The following is a 14,731-nucleotide window of genomic DNA, read 5'->3' on the forward strand; positions in this document are numbered from 1 at the left end:
TCTCCTGTCCTCAAAATTAGGATAGAAGGCGTCCAGAAATCTAGGGGCTACTCAAAGAAGTTTTTCGTATATAGCAAAGCCCGAGCTTTCATATGGAAACATGAAATCGTACTGACACATGTTAATTTTTAATGGGATGCTGCTTCTTTCTGGGGGGCTCGGCGTTTGGCTACTGTCCGGACGATAGTCGTTCCGACCAATTTGACTGGAATGAACATGTCTGAGACTTCCCACGACATTTCGACGCTCAATTCCTTGATCGCCACCACTATCGACAGTGTGGACGGCTATACCGAAGCGGCGAAGGACAGCGACACCGGTCGGTTCGGATCATTGTTCACCAGCCGCGCTTCCGAACGCCGCGAAGTCGCCTCGCGGCTTCAGCAGGAAGTCGTCCGCCTGGGCGGCAATGCGGAAGATGACGGCACTGTTCTCGCCGGCGCCCACCGCATGTTCCTTAATCTCAAGGCGTCGATGACCGGCCATGACGACAAGGCGATCGTCAACGAAGTCGAAGCGGGCGAAGACCATATCAAGGCGAAGTTCGAGGATGCCCTCGAAGATCGCGAACTCTCGCCCGGAGTGCGTCAGTTGATCGAGACTTGCTACGCCTCGGTCAAGGCGGGCCACGATGAGATGCGCGACATCAAGCATTCGATGGAACGTTGAATGCCAACTTCTTGAGGAGAAGGGCTGGCGGCTTGGCCGCCAGTCCGCTCTTTAGGTCAGTCCGCTCTTTAGGCCAGCCCTTCTCTTTAGGAGAGTGCCGCGAGCACGCGGGCTGACGCGAGTTCGGTGACCGTAGGCGCTCTGTGGACCACGATCCGGTCCTCGGTCCAGGCGATCAATCCCGCGCGGTGGAAGGCGGAGAGCCAGCCCTCCATCGGCCATTGCCCCCACTTTTCCCGGAATATACGCGCGTTGCGCACGATATCTGCGAAATGCTGGAACGGCGGCTCGAACGTATCGTGGAACTGGTGGAAAGCTCCGGGTCCTCCCATGAACAGCAGCGGCAGGCCCGCCTCTCTTGCGCGAAATCCGAAATCGGTATCTTCCGCGCCATAGCCCGTGAAAGCTTCGTCGAAACCGCCGAGGTCATGGAAAGTGTCGCGCCGTATGCCGAACACCAGCGACCAGAATAATCCCGCGTCATGCACCGCACGCAGTCCGCTGGCGGGAAAACTGCGCGCCGCATGTCCCGACGAACGCGACAGCAGATCGGCCTCCTGCCACTCTTCCCGCGCGTCATCCGGCCCGAGATAGCGCACTTGCGCGCATACCAGCGCGTCGTGCGTTCCAACCACTTCCGCCATGGCCCCGACCAGACCCCGCATGGGAATACAGTCGACGTCGAGAAAGAGCAGCACTTCTCCGCCTGCTTCCCGCGCCGCCGCATTGCGCGCGGCTGCCAGGGGAAGACCTGTCTGGGCAAGGCGCAGGATTCGCACCGAAAAGGGTACGTCGTCCACGGCGACCGGGGGAGCACTCCCCATGTCCACGACGACCAGCTCGTCCGGCCTGGCCGCGCTGCGGCGCAGCCCTTCGACCAGTTGCGCCAGATGCGTTGGCCGGTCCTTGACCAGGGTCAGGACGCTAATCGTCATGGCAGCAGGCGCCATAGATCGAGCCTATAGTGCGGCATGCGATCCGCCGCGATAACCTCGACCCGCGTGTCCAACATGGTCCGTAGTTTGAGAACGGCCTCGTCCCCGCTTTGAGGATAGTCGGTTGCGCCGGTCCAGTGAACCAGCAGCACTTCTCCGTTCGGGGTTACATGCGAGCCCAGCCACCGGGCCGCCTCCAGCAAGTCGGGGTCGGACCAGTAGTAGGCGACTTCGGATAGCACCACGAGATCGAACGAGGGGGCTGGTGCCAGTCCGGGGAACGCTATCCTGGCAAAGGACACATGGCCGATAGCCGCGCAGCGCGCCCTTGCCGCGCGCAGCGCAGTCGGGCTGACATCGACGGCCAGCAGCTTGTCGCAATGGGGTGCCAGCATCTGCGTGAGGACGCCCTTGGCGCAGCCGATCTCTAAAGCGTTCTCGTAAGTCCGGCTCCCAAGAACGCCTATCGTATGCGCATATTTCTCACGCTCATAGGTGCTTGTTTCCAGGTCCCACGGGTCTTCGGTCTGTCGGAACATCTCTTCGAAATACTCGGGAGTGATGCTGGCGGATGGCCGGATCATGGGAATCTCCGCAGGAACAGGGTGTCGGCGGCAGGCATTCGCCGGCGATCTGGGGGCAGGCGAAAGCCTGGACCTCGAAAAGCAGTGAGTTGGCTGCGATGCGCGCGCAGGGCCTGTCGGCGTTTTCCGGCGAGCATCGACCGCGTGCCGAGCTTTCGGTAATCGCGCCCCTGCGGAACCTCGGCCCAAACGCAGTACTCTGCCACGATCAGCCTGCGTTTTGCGGTGGCACGCACGGCATAGGCGATGCTGGCGGCGGCGGCATGATCGCAGTGGGGTTCGTGCCGGGCGGTCACGGCGATGGCATCGACCCGCAGGCGGCGGCATAAGGCACCGAGCACCGAGGCCGTGCGGGCGAAGGTTCTGCTTTCGGGCGCCGCGGGCGCGGCGTCTTTCCAGTTGAGGTGAATGGGCCGGGAACCGCGGCTGCTTGTCAGCAGACAAAGAGCCGCAGCGGCTTCCCGTTTCCGCAGTGCCGCAAGACCGGCGCTATCGGCATGCGATCCTGATCCGTCGGTGAGATAGACGAGCGCTGCGAAATGGCCGCTGGCTGCGGTCTGGCTGATCAAAGCGCCGGCCCCCAGGGTTTCATCGTCGGGGTGCGGAGCGAGAACCAGCCAGCGCAAGTTGCGCCAGGGCCGGTCGGCGAGCGAGAACGTCACCATAAGGCGTCACCGTCGCCCCAGGCATCGCGATCGAGCCAGGCCAGCGCCGCCTGGTCGCGGGCGTGGTCCGGGCCGGCCTGGCGAAGGTAGAGGGCGAGGTCGCGGGTGATCTTGTCGATCCGGCCCCCGTCCATTGCGCTGCGGGTGCCGACGATCCGGGCGGACAGTTCCATCACGTCGAGCGCGGCGCGCTCGACCACGCCGCGGGTCATGCGGGCGAAGGCCGGGCCGTCCCTGTCGTCCCGAGCCGCGCGCATCGCGCATTCGCGGACCCAGAGATAAGCGGTGCGGGCAGCGGCTACGCCGTCTGCGAACTTTGCACGTTGCAGCGGGTCGCGTCGCGCGGCCTCGGACATGGCGAGCCGGGTCTCGGTAAGCAATGCCTCGATACCGCCAAGCTGCACGGCGGTGAAACGCCAGGCTCCGGTGGTGAAGCGCGGGTCGCGGTCGTAGTCGCCGGGCAGGCCCAGCAGGTCGATCTCCTCGATGGGGATGCCCGTCAGATTGTAAAGCCCGCTGTTGGTGGCCCGCATGCCGCGAACGCGCCATCCCGAAAGGTCGGCGCGGTCCGGGTCGTTGGCGGGCACGATCACCATCTGCCGTGAGCCTTCGGGCGGCTGCGCCGTGATCACGGCTGCGGCCAGCCCTCCAGCGCCGCTTGCGAAGGACTTGGCGCCGCTCAGCCGGTGCACACTTTGGCTATCGATGACGAGTGCCACGCCGGGGGGCGGTTCCGTGGCCCAGACGCCGTAGAATGCCCCTTGCTCCAATTCGCTTTCCAGGCGGGTTGCCTGCGCGGGAGAGCCATACCATTCGGACAAGGCGAGGGCATTCACATGGCCTTCGTAGAGACGGCCCAGACTGAGGTCGGCGCGGCCAACGATTCGCAGGACGTCCAGTAGTGCGTGGTGCCGGGTCGCTGCGTCGGCGAAACGGGTGCCGCCGCTGGCGAGCGAAGCGAAATCGCGGTGTAGTCCTGCCGAGGCGAGGCAGCGCATGCTGTCCGCCGGAAAGACCGGCGCCGCATCGTAGCGGGCACCAAGATCTGCAAGGCGCGGCGCTATGGCCGCCGCTCGCATCGGCGGTGCTTGCCGATCGGATGAGGCGAGGGTGGATGCCATTACGCGGCGTGCTCAAGGCAAGGGGCGGCCAGTTCGGCCAGCCAGGATGCGGCCTTTCGTGCACCGGCCGCATCGTGCAGGGCGCTTTGCGCTTCGGGCGGAAGGCGCAGGGCCTGTTCGATGAGGTTCGGCCAGCATTCGGCGACGGGCCATGCGGGCAGGACAAGCGCGGCCTGCACTGCGGCGAGGCCCGTGGCTGTGGCATGCTGCTCGCCGAAAGGGCGGCTTTCGGGAATGCAGATAAAGGGTCGCCCGGCTGCCATCACCGCGCCGACCAGACCATCTCCGCCCGCGCCCACGACGATCGCGGCCTGGGCGATCTCGCGCTCGGGTATATCGCTCCATCCGGCGAATGTCAGGTTCGGTGGGACATTCGCGGGGACATGGGCCGGGCCGATCACGCGCCATTCCCATGCGGGACATGTGCGAGCTGCGGCGGCAATCCGCGTCCCGTCGCCGGGCACTCCCGCGCGTCCGAAGACGACCAGCACCCGGTGCGCCATCGGGGCATCGCGGGCACGCGCGGCGGTGATGCCGGGGAAATAGCTGGTCTTCTCGCGCACCCAATCGGGTGTGCCGGGCGCTTCCAGCAAGCGAGAAAAGGGCGCCAGCAGAGCCGTCGCTCCCCGGAATGCCTCGAGATGGGCGGTATCGCCGCGCTCGCCATTAAGGCGGACGCAGATCGTCGGGACCGAGGCGAGCCGCGCCAGCATTGCCACTTCGACAGAGACGTCGACGACCATCAGCGAGGGGCTCTCCTGCGCGATCCAGGCGGCGATGCGCGCCACCCGGCCGCGGATGCCGGCATGATCGAGCGGCGCGTAGTGGAGCGCGGCGGGGCGGCAAGGCGCCTGATCCGATCCGTCGAAGCGGAGGGAGGGCGGGCGGTCGTCCGGCAGATCGATGCCCGCGTCACCGATGCCCGTGCCCAGCAGCACGACGGGCCGTCCAGACGCGGCGGCAATGGCGGCGGCGCGGGCGCGGTGCCCGGCGCCGTGGTGATGGACATAGTAGCCGATGGGGCGAAAGGTCACGAAACGAGCTCCAGGGTCATGTCATGCGGCATCGGCGGCAATTGCGGTTCCGTCTGCGCGATCAGGGCCGCGCCTTCCGGACTGGCCCGCAGGCGTTGCCGCCACATCGCCCGCTCGCGCCAGTGCGAGAATGCAGGTGCGCGGGGAGTCTCGCCGCGTGCGGCAAGGTCGAACAGATCCTGCATGGCCAGAGCCATGCCGGCATCTGCCCGGCCTTCGCGGCGGGGGGAGACGAAAGTGAAGACATCGGCGGGATGGGCGAGCCGTCCGCCTTTCGCCAGCGCGGCCACCACCAGCGCGCGGTCTTCGCCCGAAGCGAGCGGCGGCACCCCGCCGCAGCGAATGTAGAGTTCCGCCCGGATTGCCAGCGAGGCGCCGGTATGATCGCCGTGGCGCGGCGCCGGATCCCACGGCACCGGGTCGAGGTCGTCCTCGATGGCACGCACGGCCTGCCAGTATCGCTCCCAGGCCCGGCGCAGGACCAGCACGCCCGGCGGCAAAGGTTCGGCCGGTTCGATGGCGATCCGGCCGCCGACCAGATCGGCTCCACGCGCAATGGCGCGGGCTATGTTGGCGAGCCATTCGGACGGCGGCCGGGTATCGGCGTCGGTGCTGACCAGGACACCGCTTTCGGGTGCCGTCAGCAGGGCAAGGCCCATGGTCATCGCCATCCGACGGGCAAAGCCGGCGTGGGCACGGGCCGGGGGGAAAGTCGCCTCCTCGGCATGGATCAACAGCCGTCCGGCATGGCGATGCCGGGCCTGTTCCAGCACGGCGATACTGTCGTCGGTCGAATTGTTGACGGCGACCGCGACGATGATCGGCGCGTTCCAGTTCTGCGCCGCCAGGGCGTCCAGGAGTACCGGCAGTCGGTCCGCCTCGTCGCGGGCCGGAACGCAGACGCACAAGTCGAGGCGGTCCTCAGGCATGTATGCTGTTATCCAGCGGCGCGCCAACGGCAGCTTCCGCGAGGACCGCTGGTGACGCCGGCAGGGCATTGGCGCGTCCCATGGCGATCCGGCGCCGATAGAGCGCCTCGTAACCGTCCACCATCCGCCGGGCATCGCATATGTGCTCGGCGCGCTTGCGGCAGTCGCGCCGGTCTAGGGTGAGGGCGGCACGTCCGGCGGCGGCGAGCGAGGCGACATCGTCCGGCATCGCCAGCACGCCGCAGCTGGGATCGAGAATCTCCGGGATGGCGCCGCGCGCGAAGGCGGCCACCGGGACACCGCAGGCCAGCGCTTCGGCTACCACCAAGCCGTAGGGTTCGTCCCACATCGGCGTGCAGAGGAATGCCCGTGCTCCGCCGACCAGCCCAGCCAGGTCGCTATGCGCGAGATGGCCGACATGGACGGCATCGAGACCCAGTTGCGGGGCGATGCGGGTGCGGAAATAGTCCTGGTCGAGGATCGGTCCGGCAATGCGCAGCGGCAGGCCGATACGGCGCGCCGCGTCGATGGCGAAATGCAGGCCCTTTTCCGGCACGATCCGCCCGTACCAGACGAGATAGCCTGTCTCGTCCGCATGGCGGCGGAACGCGAAATCGTTCAGGTCGATGCCGTTCAGGATGATTTCGTCCGCCTTGGCGACATGTTCCCAGAGCGCGGCGACCGACTGCGAGACGGCGACGAAGGCATGGTTTCGCGCCGAACAGAGCCGCACGCCGCTTTCCAGCCAGCAGAAGGGCGGGGTGTGCAAGGTCGTCACCATCGGCATGGGGAGCGAATCCGCCAGGGTCACCGGCAGATAATGGAGCGAGTTGTTATGGATCACATCGAAATCGCGGTGCCGTAGCCCATTCATCAAGCTGAGGTAGGCGTGGTGCTCCTTGAAGAACGCTACGTTGGTCGCTTCCGTTGTGCCGACGGCGGCCAGCGCGGTCTCCGTGCAGATCGCTTCAAGGCCCAGTCGGCTTTCCGAGTGGGATGAGGCGAAAACCGTTACGGCATGGCCGCGTTCGCGCAGCGCCCGCGCGAGGAGGTGCGTATGCATTTCCAGCCCACCGGCGAACGGCTCGGCGATGGGATGCCGCAGGTGGGCGATGATGCCGATCCGCAAGCGCCGTTCCCGCCGTCGTTCCCACCCGCCGCCCGGAGACGAAGGGGCATCGGCTCCGGAATAGCGGGTGGAAGACATCGTGAGGTCAGGCTGCGGGCCGTGCATCCAGATCGACCTCCAGTTCGCGCGGCCAGTGGCGAAGGGCGCGGCAGGCCGTCAGGAAGGTTTCGGCATCCGCACTGGTTTCCAGCGGAATGCAGGCTTCGTCGAGATCCTCGAAAATGCCGGCCCTGTCGAAGATTTCCTCGGCCTCGTCGGTGAGCCCGATGAACTTGCAATGGGCGAAGGCATCGGTGACGAAGTCTCTCGCTGCGGCGTCGCGCGACAGCAATTCGGCCCCCTCGTCGGATACGACCACAGCAACCGCGTCGAACAGCACCGAAGGCCCACCGTCGATCTTGTGCTTCGCGGCAACGGTCGTCCCGTCCGACAAGGTGACGCCGGCGATCTTGGGTGCGATCACTTCGTAGACGGCGCCTTCGGCTTCCACCGCCTCCAGCAAGGCGGCGAAGATTTCGGCATCCGCCCCATCGCTGAGCACGATGCCGAGCTTGCGGCCCTTGAAGCTGTCGGGGCCGTTCTTGGCGATGCTGAGCTTGTCAGATGGGGGAAGATCGGTGATCGGCTGCCGCGCCGGGATGGCCGCATCGGGAAGCGCCAGGCCGAGCCCGTCCGCAACGGTGGCGGCCAGCCCGGCATCGATGTTCAGCAAGTGCGAGACGGTGCGCGAGCGAATGTCCGGACGGTCCACTTTCGACAGCTCGAAAACCAGGGCATCGCCGATGTGCTTCTGTTCGATGGGCGTCTGGCTGACGAAGAACTGCCGGGCCTGGCTATAGTGATCGGCGAAGCTCTCGGATCGGACCCGCTGCTTGGTGCCGTCGGCCACTTCCGCAAAGCTGGTGAAACCGCGCACCGGATCTTCGCGCGGACCGCCTACCGTAGGCCCCCAGCTGTTCGGCTCGTAGTTCGCGCGGCCTTTGGGGTTGCGCATGGCCATGTGCCCGTCCTGCTGGAAATGAGCCATCGGACATTTGGGCGCATTGATCGGGATATGCGTGAAGTTCGGTCCGCCAAGCCGCTTGAGCTGGGTATCGAGGTAGGAGAAATTGCGGCCCTGAAGCAGCGGATCGTTCGAGAAGTCGATGCCGGGAGGCACGTTCTGGGTGCAGAAGGCAACCTGTTCGGTCTCGGCGAAGAAGTTGTCGACCACGCGGTCCAGCACGAGGCGGCCGACGATGCGGATCGGCACGAGTTCCTCGGGGATCAGTTTGGTCGCATCGAGCACGTCGAAATCGAAGCTGTCGGCGAACGCGTCATCGAACAGCTGGACGCCGAGTTCCCATTCGGGGAAGTCGCCTGAATTGATCGCATCCCACAAGTCGCGGCGGTGGAAGTCGGGATCGGCGCCGTTGATCTTGACCGCCTCATTCCAGACGACCGACTGAAGGCCCTGTTTCGGCTTCCAGTGGAACTTCACGAAGGTGGACTTGCCCTGGGCATCGACCAGCCGGAAAGTATGCACCCCGAAGCCTTCCATCGTACGCAGCGAGCGCGGGATGGCGCGGTCGGACATCGTCCACATGATCATGTGGAAGCTTTCCGGCGTCAGGCTCACGAAGTCCCAGAAATTGTCATGGGCGGTCTGCGCCTGCGGAAAATCTCGGTCCGGCTCGGGTTTGGCGGCATGGATCAGATCCGGGAACTTGATCGCATCCTGGATGAAGAACACCGGGATATTGTTGCCCACGAGATCCCAGTTGCCCTCCTGCGTATAGAGCTTGACCGCAAAGCCGCGCACGTCGCGGGCAAGGTCCGGGGATCCCTTGGATCCCGCGACCGTCGAGAATCGAACGAAGGCCGGGGTGCGCTCTCCCACGCGCTGGAATACATCGGCGCGGCTGACGTCCGCCAGGCTGTCGGTCAGTTCGAAGAAGCCGTGCGCTCCGTATCCGCGCGCATGGACGACACGCTCGGGGATGCGCTCATGGTCGAAGTGGAACATCTTCTCGCGAAAATGCGTGTCCTCCAGCAGCGTGGGGCCGCGCGGACCCTGCTTGAGGCTGTTCTGGTCGTCCGCGACGGGAATACCCTGCTGAGTGGTGAGTGTTTCGATCTCCGCCCCGGCAACTTGGTGCGTATCGCCGCCGGGCGCCTGCACTTCGGCGAAAGTGGAAGGATATCGCAGCGTCGGCCGGTATCGCGGGCGCCTTTTGCGGAGATTCGCCTTCCACGTCGACCGGAGCGAAATCGCTCGGGGTTGCATTCTGCGTTGCTGCGGAAGGCGCTTTATCGGGCGTCTTGGCCATCTGGCTATCCTTTGTGAATAGAATGCAAGGTGGACAAAACGTCGGAACGACGGTCGCATGCCTTGGGTTTCAGTCCCCGCTAAACATGCCGATGGAGCGCCGGGTTGCCCGGCGGGGCGCAGAATTAACTTACGTCAGTACGTTTTCCGGCTGCTCGATCTGCAACGTCCGCGCGTCTGCGGATTTACGCCTAGTGAGGCCTGCCTCTCGCCGGACATGAAGGGAGTTCCCGTCTGCTTACCGACCGCTTTCTCAGGGAGAAAAAGGGCATCAACTTGTCCCCCCGCGAACGCGAAAGGCTGGAGGGGGGAGTCGTCGAGGTGCGCGCATTGGAAGCAAGGCAGATAATCGTGCGAGCAGGAACGCCGCTACGGCACAGCATGCTGCTGATCGAAGGCATCATGTCGCGCTACATCGACGATCGCAATGGCTTACGGCAGTTGGTGGCGATCCATGTTCCCGGCGACTTCGTGGACCTTCACGCCTATCCCTTGCAGGCGCTGGACCATGACGTTGCCACTATGACGTCGGCCAAGGTCGCGGTCGTGCCCCACGGCGAACTGGATGCCATGATTGCGGAAAGTCCCGTTCTTGGCCGAAAACTTTGGTTCGCGACGCTGATCGATGCCGCGATACACCGCGCATGGCTGTTCCGGCTTGGCAGGCTGGATGCGGTCGGCCGGGTTGCGCATTTCCTCTGCGAAACCAACATGCGTCTCGTCGCTGCGGGCCTCAGCGACGGTCGGCGCTTCGCGCTCCCACTGACGCAGACCGACTTGTCGGAGATCTGCGGATTGACCAATGTGCATGTAAACCGCGTGCTTCGCCAACTGCGAGAGGAGAGGCTCTGCGTGTTCAGATCGTCGCTGGTGGAGATCGCCGACCCGGCAAAATTAGCGGCGCGAGGCCAGTTCGACCCAAGCTATCTTTATATAGAAGCACAGGCGTCCGCCGCATGATGCCGGTCATCACTCATTTTCTAGAGCCAGTTCGAAAGGCAATGGAGGCAGCCCAATCTTCATTTTCAAGTGGCCTCGATTCTTTTGAGAGCGTTTTTGGAAATCCTCAGCGCCAGCACATCGCAGCCGAACGCGATGGCGCTGGCAGGAACGGGGCGCAAAGCTTCGTCTAGACCAGAAATCCCGCTGCTTGCCACAACCACGTAGCTCACTTCGCCGGAACGACATTCGATAAGGGCATCGACTGCTTTTCCGAGCGAAATGCCATCGGCTGCCACGGCGGGCATGCCGGCAATCCCGGAAGCGGTAAAAAAGAGAGGGGCCGGGCGCTTTCCTGCTGGCGATCGTGGCGGATCTGGCCCCGTCTTCGTGCGCGCGTTGCCGTCCAAGCCAACGCCAAATTCCCACGAGATTGACGAATGTCAGAAATCCGTTGGCGACAATCAGCGAAGTCTGCCCTGATGTGAGACCTACGATCGTCCACCAAATCGAACCCACGCAGAGTCGTCGGCGTCGCGCGCAAAGTGGGGGATGCCGAGGCCGAAGACCGCGCTCGTGCCGATGTGGACGATGCCAGGCGTGCTTTGGTGAACGCAGGCCGGTTTGGTGGAAGGACGGGGCGCCTGATTTCAATCGGCACATGATCCGAAACAGTCCCTATGCAACATAGTTCTCCTCAATTTGAAATCCGATTCACCTTGCAACGAAACATGTCGTCACCACTTATTGTTGCAGTGCAGCAAAATGGTTCGCGAGCCATATCCTGTGCGGATACCCTTCCAACTAGGACATGCTCATGCGCAACATTTCGGATACGATCGCTCACTTTTCGGCACTTCGCAAAGCTGCGATGAATGGCGGTGTCCATGGAGAAAGCCGGCTGACCGAGATATCGGAATTCGGCACCAATCCTGGATCGCTGCGCGCGCACGTGTACATTCCGCCTTCTCTTTCAAAGCGCGCAGCGCTCGTAGTTGTTCTCCATGGGTGCACACAGACGGCGTCAGGTTACGACATCGGCTCCGGCTGGTCGGACATGGCCGAGCGGCATGGCTTCGCTCTCCTGTTTCCTGAGCAGCAGGCGCAGAACAATCCGAACTTGTGCTTCAACTGGTTTACGAAGGCAGGCAGCGGGCGAGAAGCCGCTTCCATAAGGCAGATGATCGAAACTATCTCTGCCGAGCAGGATATAGATCCTTCGCGCGTATTTGTGACGGGCTTGTCAGCGGGCGGAGCGATGACCGCCGTTATGCTGGCGACGTACCCAGAGGTCTTCGCGGGAGGAGCAGTCATTGCCGGGCTGCCTTACGGTAGTGCAGAAGGTGTGCCTCAGGCCCTGGAGCGTATGCGTGGCCATAATATTGCCGAGCGAGGGAAACTGGAACGCTTCGTTCGGCGCGCATCGGCTCACCGCGGGCCCTGGCCGAAGCTGTCAGTCTGGCATGGCAGCAGTGATGCGACAGTTGCGGCTGCCAATGCGGATGCCTTGGTCGAACAGTGGACGGCCCTACACGGACTTCAAAGCTTGCCCGCCCGCCGCGAGACCGTCGATGGTCATATCCGCCGCGCCTGGCTCGACCGCAAGGGTCAGGAAGTGGTGGAAGATTATCGTATCCTGGGAATGGGCCATGGCACCCCCCTGAAAACCACCGGCGACGATGGATGCGGCCGAAGTGGAGCCTTCATGCTCGAGGTCGGCATTTCCTCTACCTATCGTATCTGCCGCTTCTGGAAGCTGATAGAGCGGGAAGCGAGGACAGATACTCTCGCTATTGCCCGAGATAAGGAGAAAATCGGAGAACTGGTCGGCAGCGATGTGCCATTGGCGAACGAGGGACGACACCTCCAAACTCGCCCGCATCAGGAACCAAGCCCTACCCCCCGAAATCCAGTGCGTAAAGTCATCGAAGACGCCCTGCGGTCGGCGGGGCTGATGCCTTAGCTAGGTCGGCCTTGCGCATTTTTTCTTGAGGATTTTCATTATTAATCCCTTCGAAAGCGATGCGAACTTTCAAGCCGGGCACTTCTTGCGAAACGTAACGTTGAGTCCGTAAAGTCAGGAGCAACGTCCATGAAGGCGCTTTTCCCTATCGTTCTGTCGGTTTTCGCTCTGGCCGCGTGTGATGGCCCAAACGAGCAAGCGGGAAAGAAGCAGGACGAAACCGCGGCGGCTGCTTCCGGTGTCGAATATACTGGGTCAGGCCCTGCCGAACGGGCTGGAGAGGTGCGGGACAGGGCCGACGCTGCGGCCCGCAAGTCGGCCGATGCCGCTGCTGCCGCGTTGAAAGCCGAAGCAACCAATGTCGAGCGGAAGGCGGAAGTTACCGCAGAAAAGTTCGACGCCGAGGCCGATCGTTTGAGAGCGGAGGCCAAGGAGCGGGCCAACGAATTAAAGCGCGAGGCGAAAGAGGTTCGTAGCGGAGTCGAGTAACCTGGATCAGGCGGCGATTGGTTGGAGCTCGCAAAATGCAGGCAGTTCGCAAAGCTCAGTTCTCGCCTAGAATCTCGCTGACTTTCGCTGACAACACCTGGATTGGAACGGCTTCGTGATCATAGCCATGTTGGTGCCGAGGAAACCGGCTCGAATCACGGCATTTTCCGCGTAGCCGGTGACGACCAGAATTGGGAGGTCGGGATGATGGTCGCGGGCGATTTCCGCCAACTGCCGCCCATTCATGCCGGGCAGGCCGACGTCCGACACCCTGAGATCGAAATGCTGGCCGAGCGAAGCATCTCGCTGGCATGTGTGGGCTCGGCCGACTCGAAAGTCCGATTGCCAAGATCCTCCAGGACATCACGGACGAGGAGCCGAACCGAGTCGTCGTCCTCGACCAGCAGCACGGACTGACCATCTCCTTCTCGTATCATCTCAGATGTCGCCGAGGCCTCGCTGTGGATCTCGACATCGGCCGCGGGCAGAAAGATGCTCACAGTTGTGCCCGCGCCGACTGAGGAGCGAATCCGGACCTTCGCGTTCGACTGCTTGGCGAAGCCGTAGACCATCGAGAGCCCAAGACCCGTGCCCATGATCCGCCGCATCGCGCCCACGGCCCTGCCGGTGATGGTGCTGGGCCCTAGCGGCACTGGCAAGGAACTGGTGGCGCGCGCAATCCACGCCGCCTCTCCCCGTGCCAGCCGCACACTGGTGCCGGTGCATTGCGGCGAGGTCCCGGCAGACTTGCTGGAAAGCGAGCTTTTCGGCCACCTCAAGGGCAGCTTCACGGGCGCCCATGCCGACCGGCTCGGCGTTGTCGAAGCCGCCGCGCACGGAACCCTGTTTCTCGACGAGATTGGCGAGATGCCAGCCCCTATGCAGGTCAAACTACTGCGGTTTCTCGCTGATGGCAGCTATCAGCCGGTCGGTGCCCGCGAGGTTCGCCGGGCCGACGTGCGTATCGTTGCCGCCACTCACCGCGATCTTGCCGCCGCCGTTGCGGACGGCAGCTTCGCGAGGACCCTTACTACCGCCTGAAGGGCGTCATCCTGCGGGTTCCGGCGCTGGCAGACCGCACGGGCGACATCGCCTTGTTGGCTCGGCTGTTCCTGCGCCGTGTCAGCGTCGGTCCTGCCAGCTTCGTGCCCGGCGCACTGGACCGGAAACGTGCGCGAACTACGCTCGGCTATCGAATGCACCGCCGCTCTTGCGCCTAGGAGCGCGAGCGGTTTGACGTCAGCATTGCCGACCTCGCTTTCGTGATGGGAGAGGACAGCGAGCCTGCGCCGAATACCGCAACGCTGCCACCATCCGGCCAGACCTTCTGGCCGAGGTGTGCCAATAGCCGAATATGATCGGTTGCCGTAGGATAGCGGACGGGCGGCAATTGGGAACGGATAATCAGGGGCAGAACGGCCGGAATGGGTCGGCTTTCATAGGCACGCTATGGAACAAGCCCGGCGTTCCGGCCAGATTCCTACAGGCGTCGGCTTTCGAAAGCGACCGGAACCGCTCAAGCTCCCAATGCCCGGGCTTGCCGAGACCGAGGTCCGGCACGAGCAGCCCGAAAGACCCGGCAAGGCCTGCCGACGTTGCCCAAGACGACGGCACCATGGACGTACCCGCCCCGCCAGTAAGGCGCGCGTGCAGCAGTGCCGATGCGACCTGGGAGGCCCTGCCGCCGGCGCATCTCAAGAAGTCCCGTCGCTTTCCTTCGGCAAGGCTGTTCTGCCGGCATCGCTGGCACGCTCGTCAGGCTCGATACTCCTCGACCGCCCCGCGCTGGAAAAGCTCCGCCGGGCGCAGTGGGTTGCCGCCATACACGGCGGCAGGCCCGATGAACTGGAACCGTCCCTCGCTGTCGATTTCCTAAGAAACAGCTGCCTCGGGCTCTGACGGCAGTTCCTGGAGCGAGAAGCCGAAGGCTTTCGCGCGGCGCTGGAGATTGCCGATTACCCGGCTG

15 protein-coding genes and 1 pseudogene are annotated in these 14,731 nt (G+C 63.9%); 5 read left to right on the top strand and 11 right to left on the bottom strand.

The genetic code is table 11. The features are described 5' to 3' along the window. The first annotated feature begins 216 nt into the window (after positions 1-216). Positions 217-669 carry a PA2169 family four-helix-bundle protein gene (locus RT424_RS22135; protein WP_313442646.1) on the top strand — a complete coding sequence of 151 codons (453 nt, stop codon included), beginning with the start codon at positions 217-219 and terminating at the stop codon, positions 667-669. 86 nt (positions 670-755) lie between these two features. Here the strand turns inward: RT424_RS22135 and RT424_RS22140 are convergent, their stop codons facing one another. The 8 genes and pseudogenes from RT424_RS22140 to RT424_RS22175 all read right to left on the bottom strand — a co-directional run bounded on the left by RT424_RS22140 (position 756) and on the right by RT424_RS22175 (position 9,375). Next, positions 756-1,604: a glycosyltransferase gene (locus RT424_RS22140; protein WP_313442648.1), complete on the bottom strand. Its 849-nt coding sequence runs from the start codon at positions 1,602-1,604 to the stop codon at positions 756-758. After that, positions 1,601-2,188: an SAM-dependent methyltransferase gene (locus tag RT424_RS22145; protein ID WP_313442650.1), complete on the bottom strand. Its 588-nt coding sequence runs from the start codon at positions 2,186-2,188 to the stop codon at positions 1,601-1,603. The genes RT424_RS22140 and RT424_RS22145 overlap by 4 nt, the downstream gene beginning before the upstream one ends. After that, complete coding sequence (locus RT424_RS22150) at positions 2,185-2,853, bottom strand: PIG-L family deacetylase (RefSeq protein WP_313442653.1); 669 nt, start codon at positions 2,851-2,853, stop codon at positions 2,185-2,187. Before RT424_RS22150 ends, RT424_RS22145 begins: the two co-directional genes overlap by 4 nt. Further along, on the bottom strand, positions 2,847-3,974 hold the full coding sequence (locus RT424_RS22155) for an acyl-CoA dehydrogenase family protein (protein ID WP_313442655.1): 1,128 nt from the start codon (positions 3,972-3,974) through the stop codon (positions 2,847-2,849). Before RT424_RS22155 ends, RT424_RS22150 begins: the two co-directional genes overlap by 7 nt. Next, positions 3,974-5,008, bottom strand: a complete 1,035-nt coding sequence (locus RT424_RS22160) for a glycosyltransferase (RefSeq protein WP_313442657.1) — start codon at positions 5,006-5,008, stop codon at positions 3,974-3,976. Before RT424_RS22160 ends, RT424_RS22155 begins: the two co-directional genes overlap by 1 nt. Continuing rightward, positions 5,005-5,937, bottom strand: a complete 933-nt coding sequence (locus RT424_RS22165; protein ID WP_313442659.1) for a glycosyltransferase family A protein — start codon at positions 5,935-5,937, stop codon at positions 5,005-5,007. The genes RT424_RS22160 and RT424_RS22165 overlap by 4 nt, the downstream gene beginning before the upstream one ends. Then, on the bottom strand, positions 5,930-7,066 hold the full coding sequence (locus tag RT424_RS22170; protein WP_313442673.1) for a glycosyltransferase: 1,137 nt from the start codon (positions 7,064-7,066) through the stop codon (positions 5,930-5,932). The genes RT424_RS22165 and RT424_RS22170 overlap by 8 nt, the downstream gene beginning before the upstream one ends. Before the next feature lie 85 nt (positions 7,067-7,151). Beyond that, positions 7,152-9,375: pseudogene (locus RT424_RS22175) on the bottom strand (catalase). A 233-nt stretch (positions 9,376-9,608) separates the two neighbouring features. Between RT424_RS22175 and RT424_RS22180 the strand changes: the two are divergent. Continuing rightward, positions 9,609-10,334, top strand: coding sequence for a Crp/Fnr family transcriptional regulator (locus RT424_RS22180; RefSeq protein WP_313442675.1), 726 nt, complete (start codon positions 9,609-9,611; stop codon positions 10,332-10,334). A gap of 65 nt (positions 10,335-10,399) precedes the next feature. On the opposite strand, the gene RT424_RS22185 is transcribed toward RT424_RS22180, so the two are convergent. Beyond that, the gene (locus RT424_RS22185) at positions 10,400-10,621 is read right to left on the bottom strand and encodes a PRC-barrel domain-containing protein (protein ID WP_313442662.1); all 222 of its coding nucleotides are present in this window, start codon (positions 10,619-10,621) and stop codon (positions 10,400-10,402) included. A 503-nt stretch (positions 10,622-11,124) separates the two neighbouring features. On the opposite strand from RT424_RS22185, the gene RT424_RS22190 reads away from it, so the two are divergent. Together RT424_RS22190 and RT424_RS22195 are read left to right on the top strand one after the other, a co-directional pair. After that, positions 11,125-12,276: a PHB depolymerase family esterase gene (locus tag RT424_RS22190; RefSeq protein ID WP_313442663.1), complete on the top strand. Its 1,152-nt coding sequence runs from the start codon at positions 11,125-11,127 to the stop codon at positions 12,274-12,276. A 129-nt stretch (positions 12,277-12,405) separates the two neighbouring features. Next, positions 12,406-12,765 (top strand): hypothetical protein, encoded by a 360-nt coding sequence (locus RT424_RS22195; RefSeq protein WP_313442665.1) that lies wholly within the window; start codon positions 12,406-12,408, stop codon positions 12,763-12,765. A gap of 66 nt (positions 12,766-12,831) precedes the next feature. Here RT424_RS22195 and RT424_RS22200 read toward each other — a convergent pair whose 3' ends face one another. After that, positions 12,832-13,011: a hypothetical protein gene (locus RT424_RS22200; RefSeq protein WP_313442667.1), complete on the bottom strand. Its 180-nt coding sequence runs from the start codon at positions 13,009-13,011 to the stop codon at positions 12,832-12,834. After that, complete coding sequence (locus RT424_RS22205) at positions 13,008-13,361, bottom strand: hypothetical protein (protein ID WP_313442669.1); 354 nt, start codon at positions 13,359-13,361, stop codon at positions 13,008-13,010. The genes RT424_RS22200 and RT424_RS22205 overlap by 4 nt, the downstream gene beginning before the upstream one ends. Here RT424_RS22205 and RT424_RS22210 point away from each other — a divergent pair. Then, on the top strand, positions 13,360-13,806 hold the full coding sequence (locus RT424_RS22210) for a sigma-54 factor interaction domain-containing protein (protein WP_313442677.1): 447 nt from the start codon (positions 13,360-13,362) through the stop codon (positions 13,804-13,806). The two genes, RT424_RS22205 and RT424_RS22210, sit on opposite strands and share 2 nt — an antisense overlap. Positions 13,807-14,731: the final 925 nt, after the last annotated feature.

This window comes from Novosphingobium sp. (assembly GCF_032093395.1).
In the GTDB taxonomy this organism is placed as follows: domain Bacteria; phylum Pseudomonadota; class Alphaproteobacteria; order Sphingomonadales; family Sphingomonadaceae; genus Novosphingobium.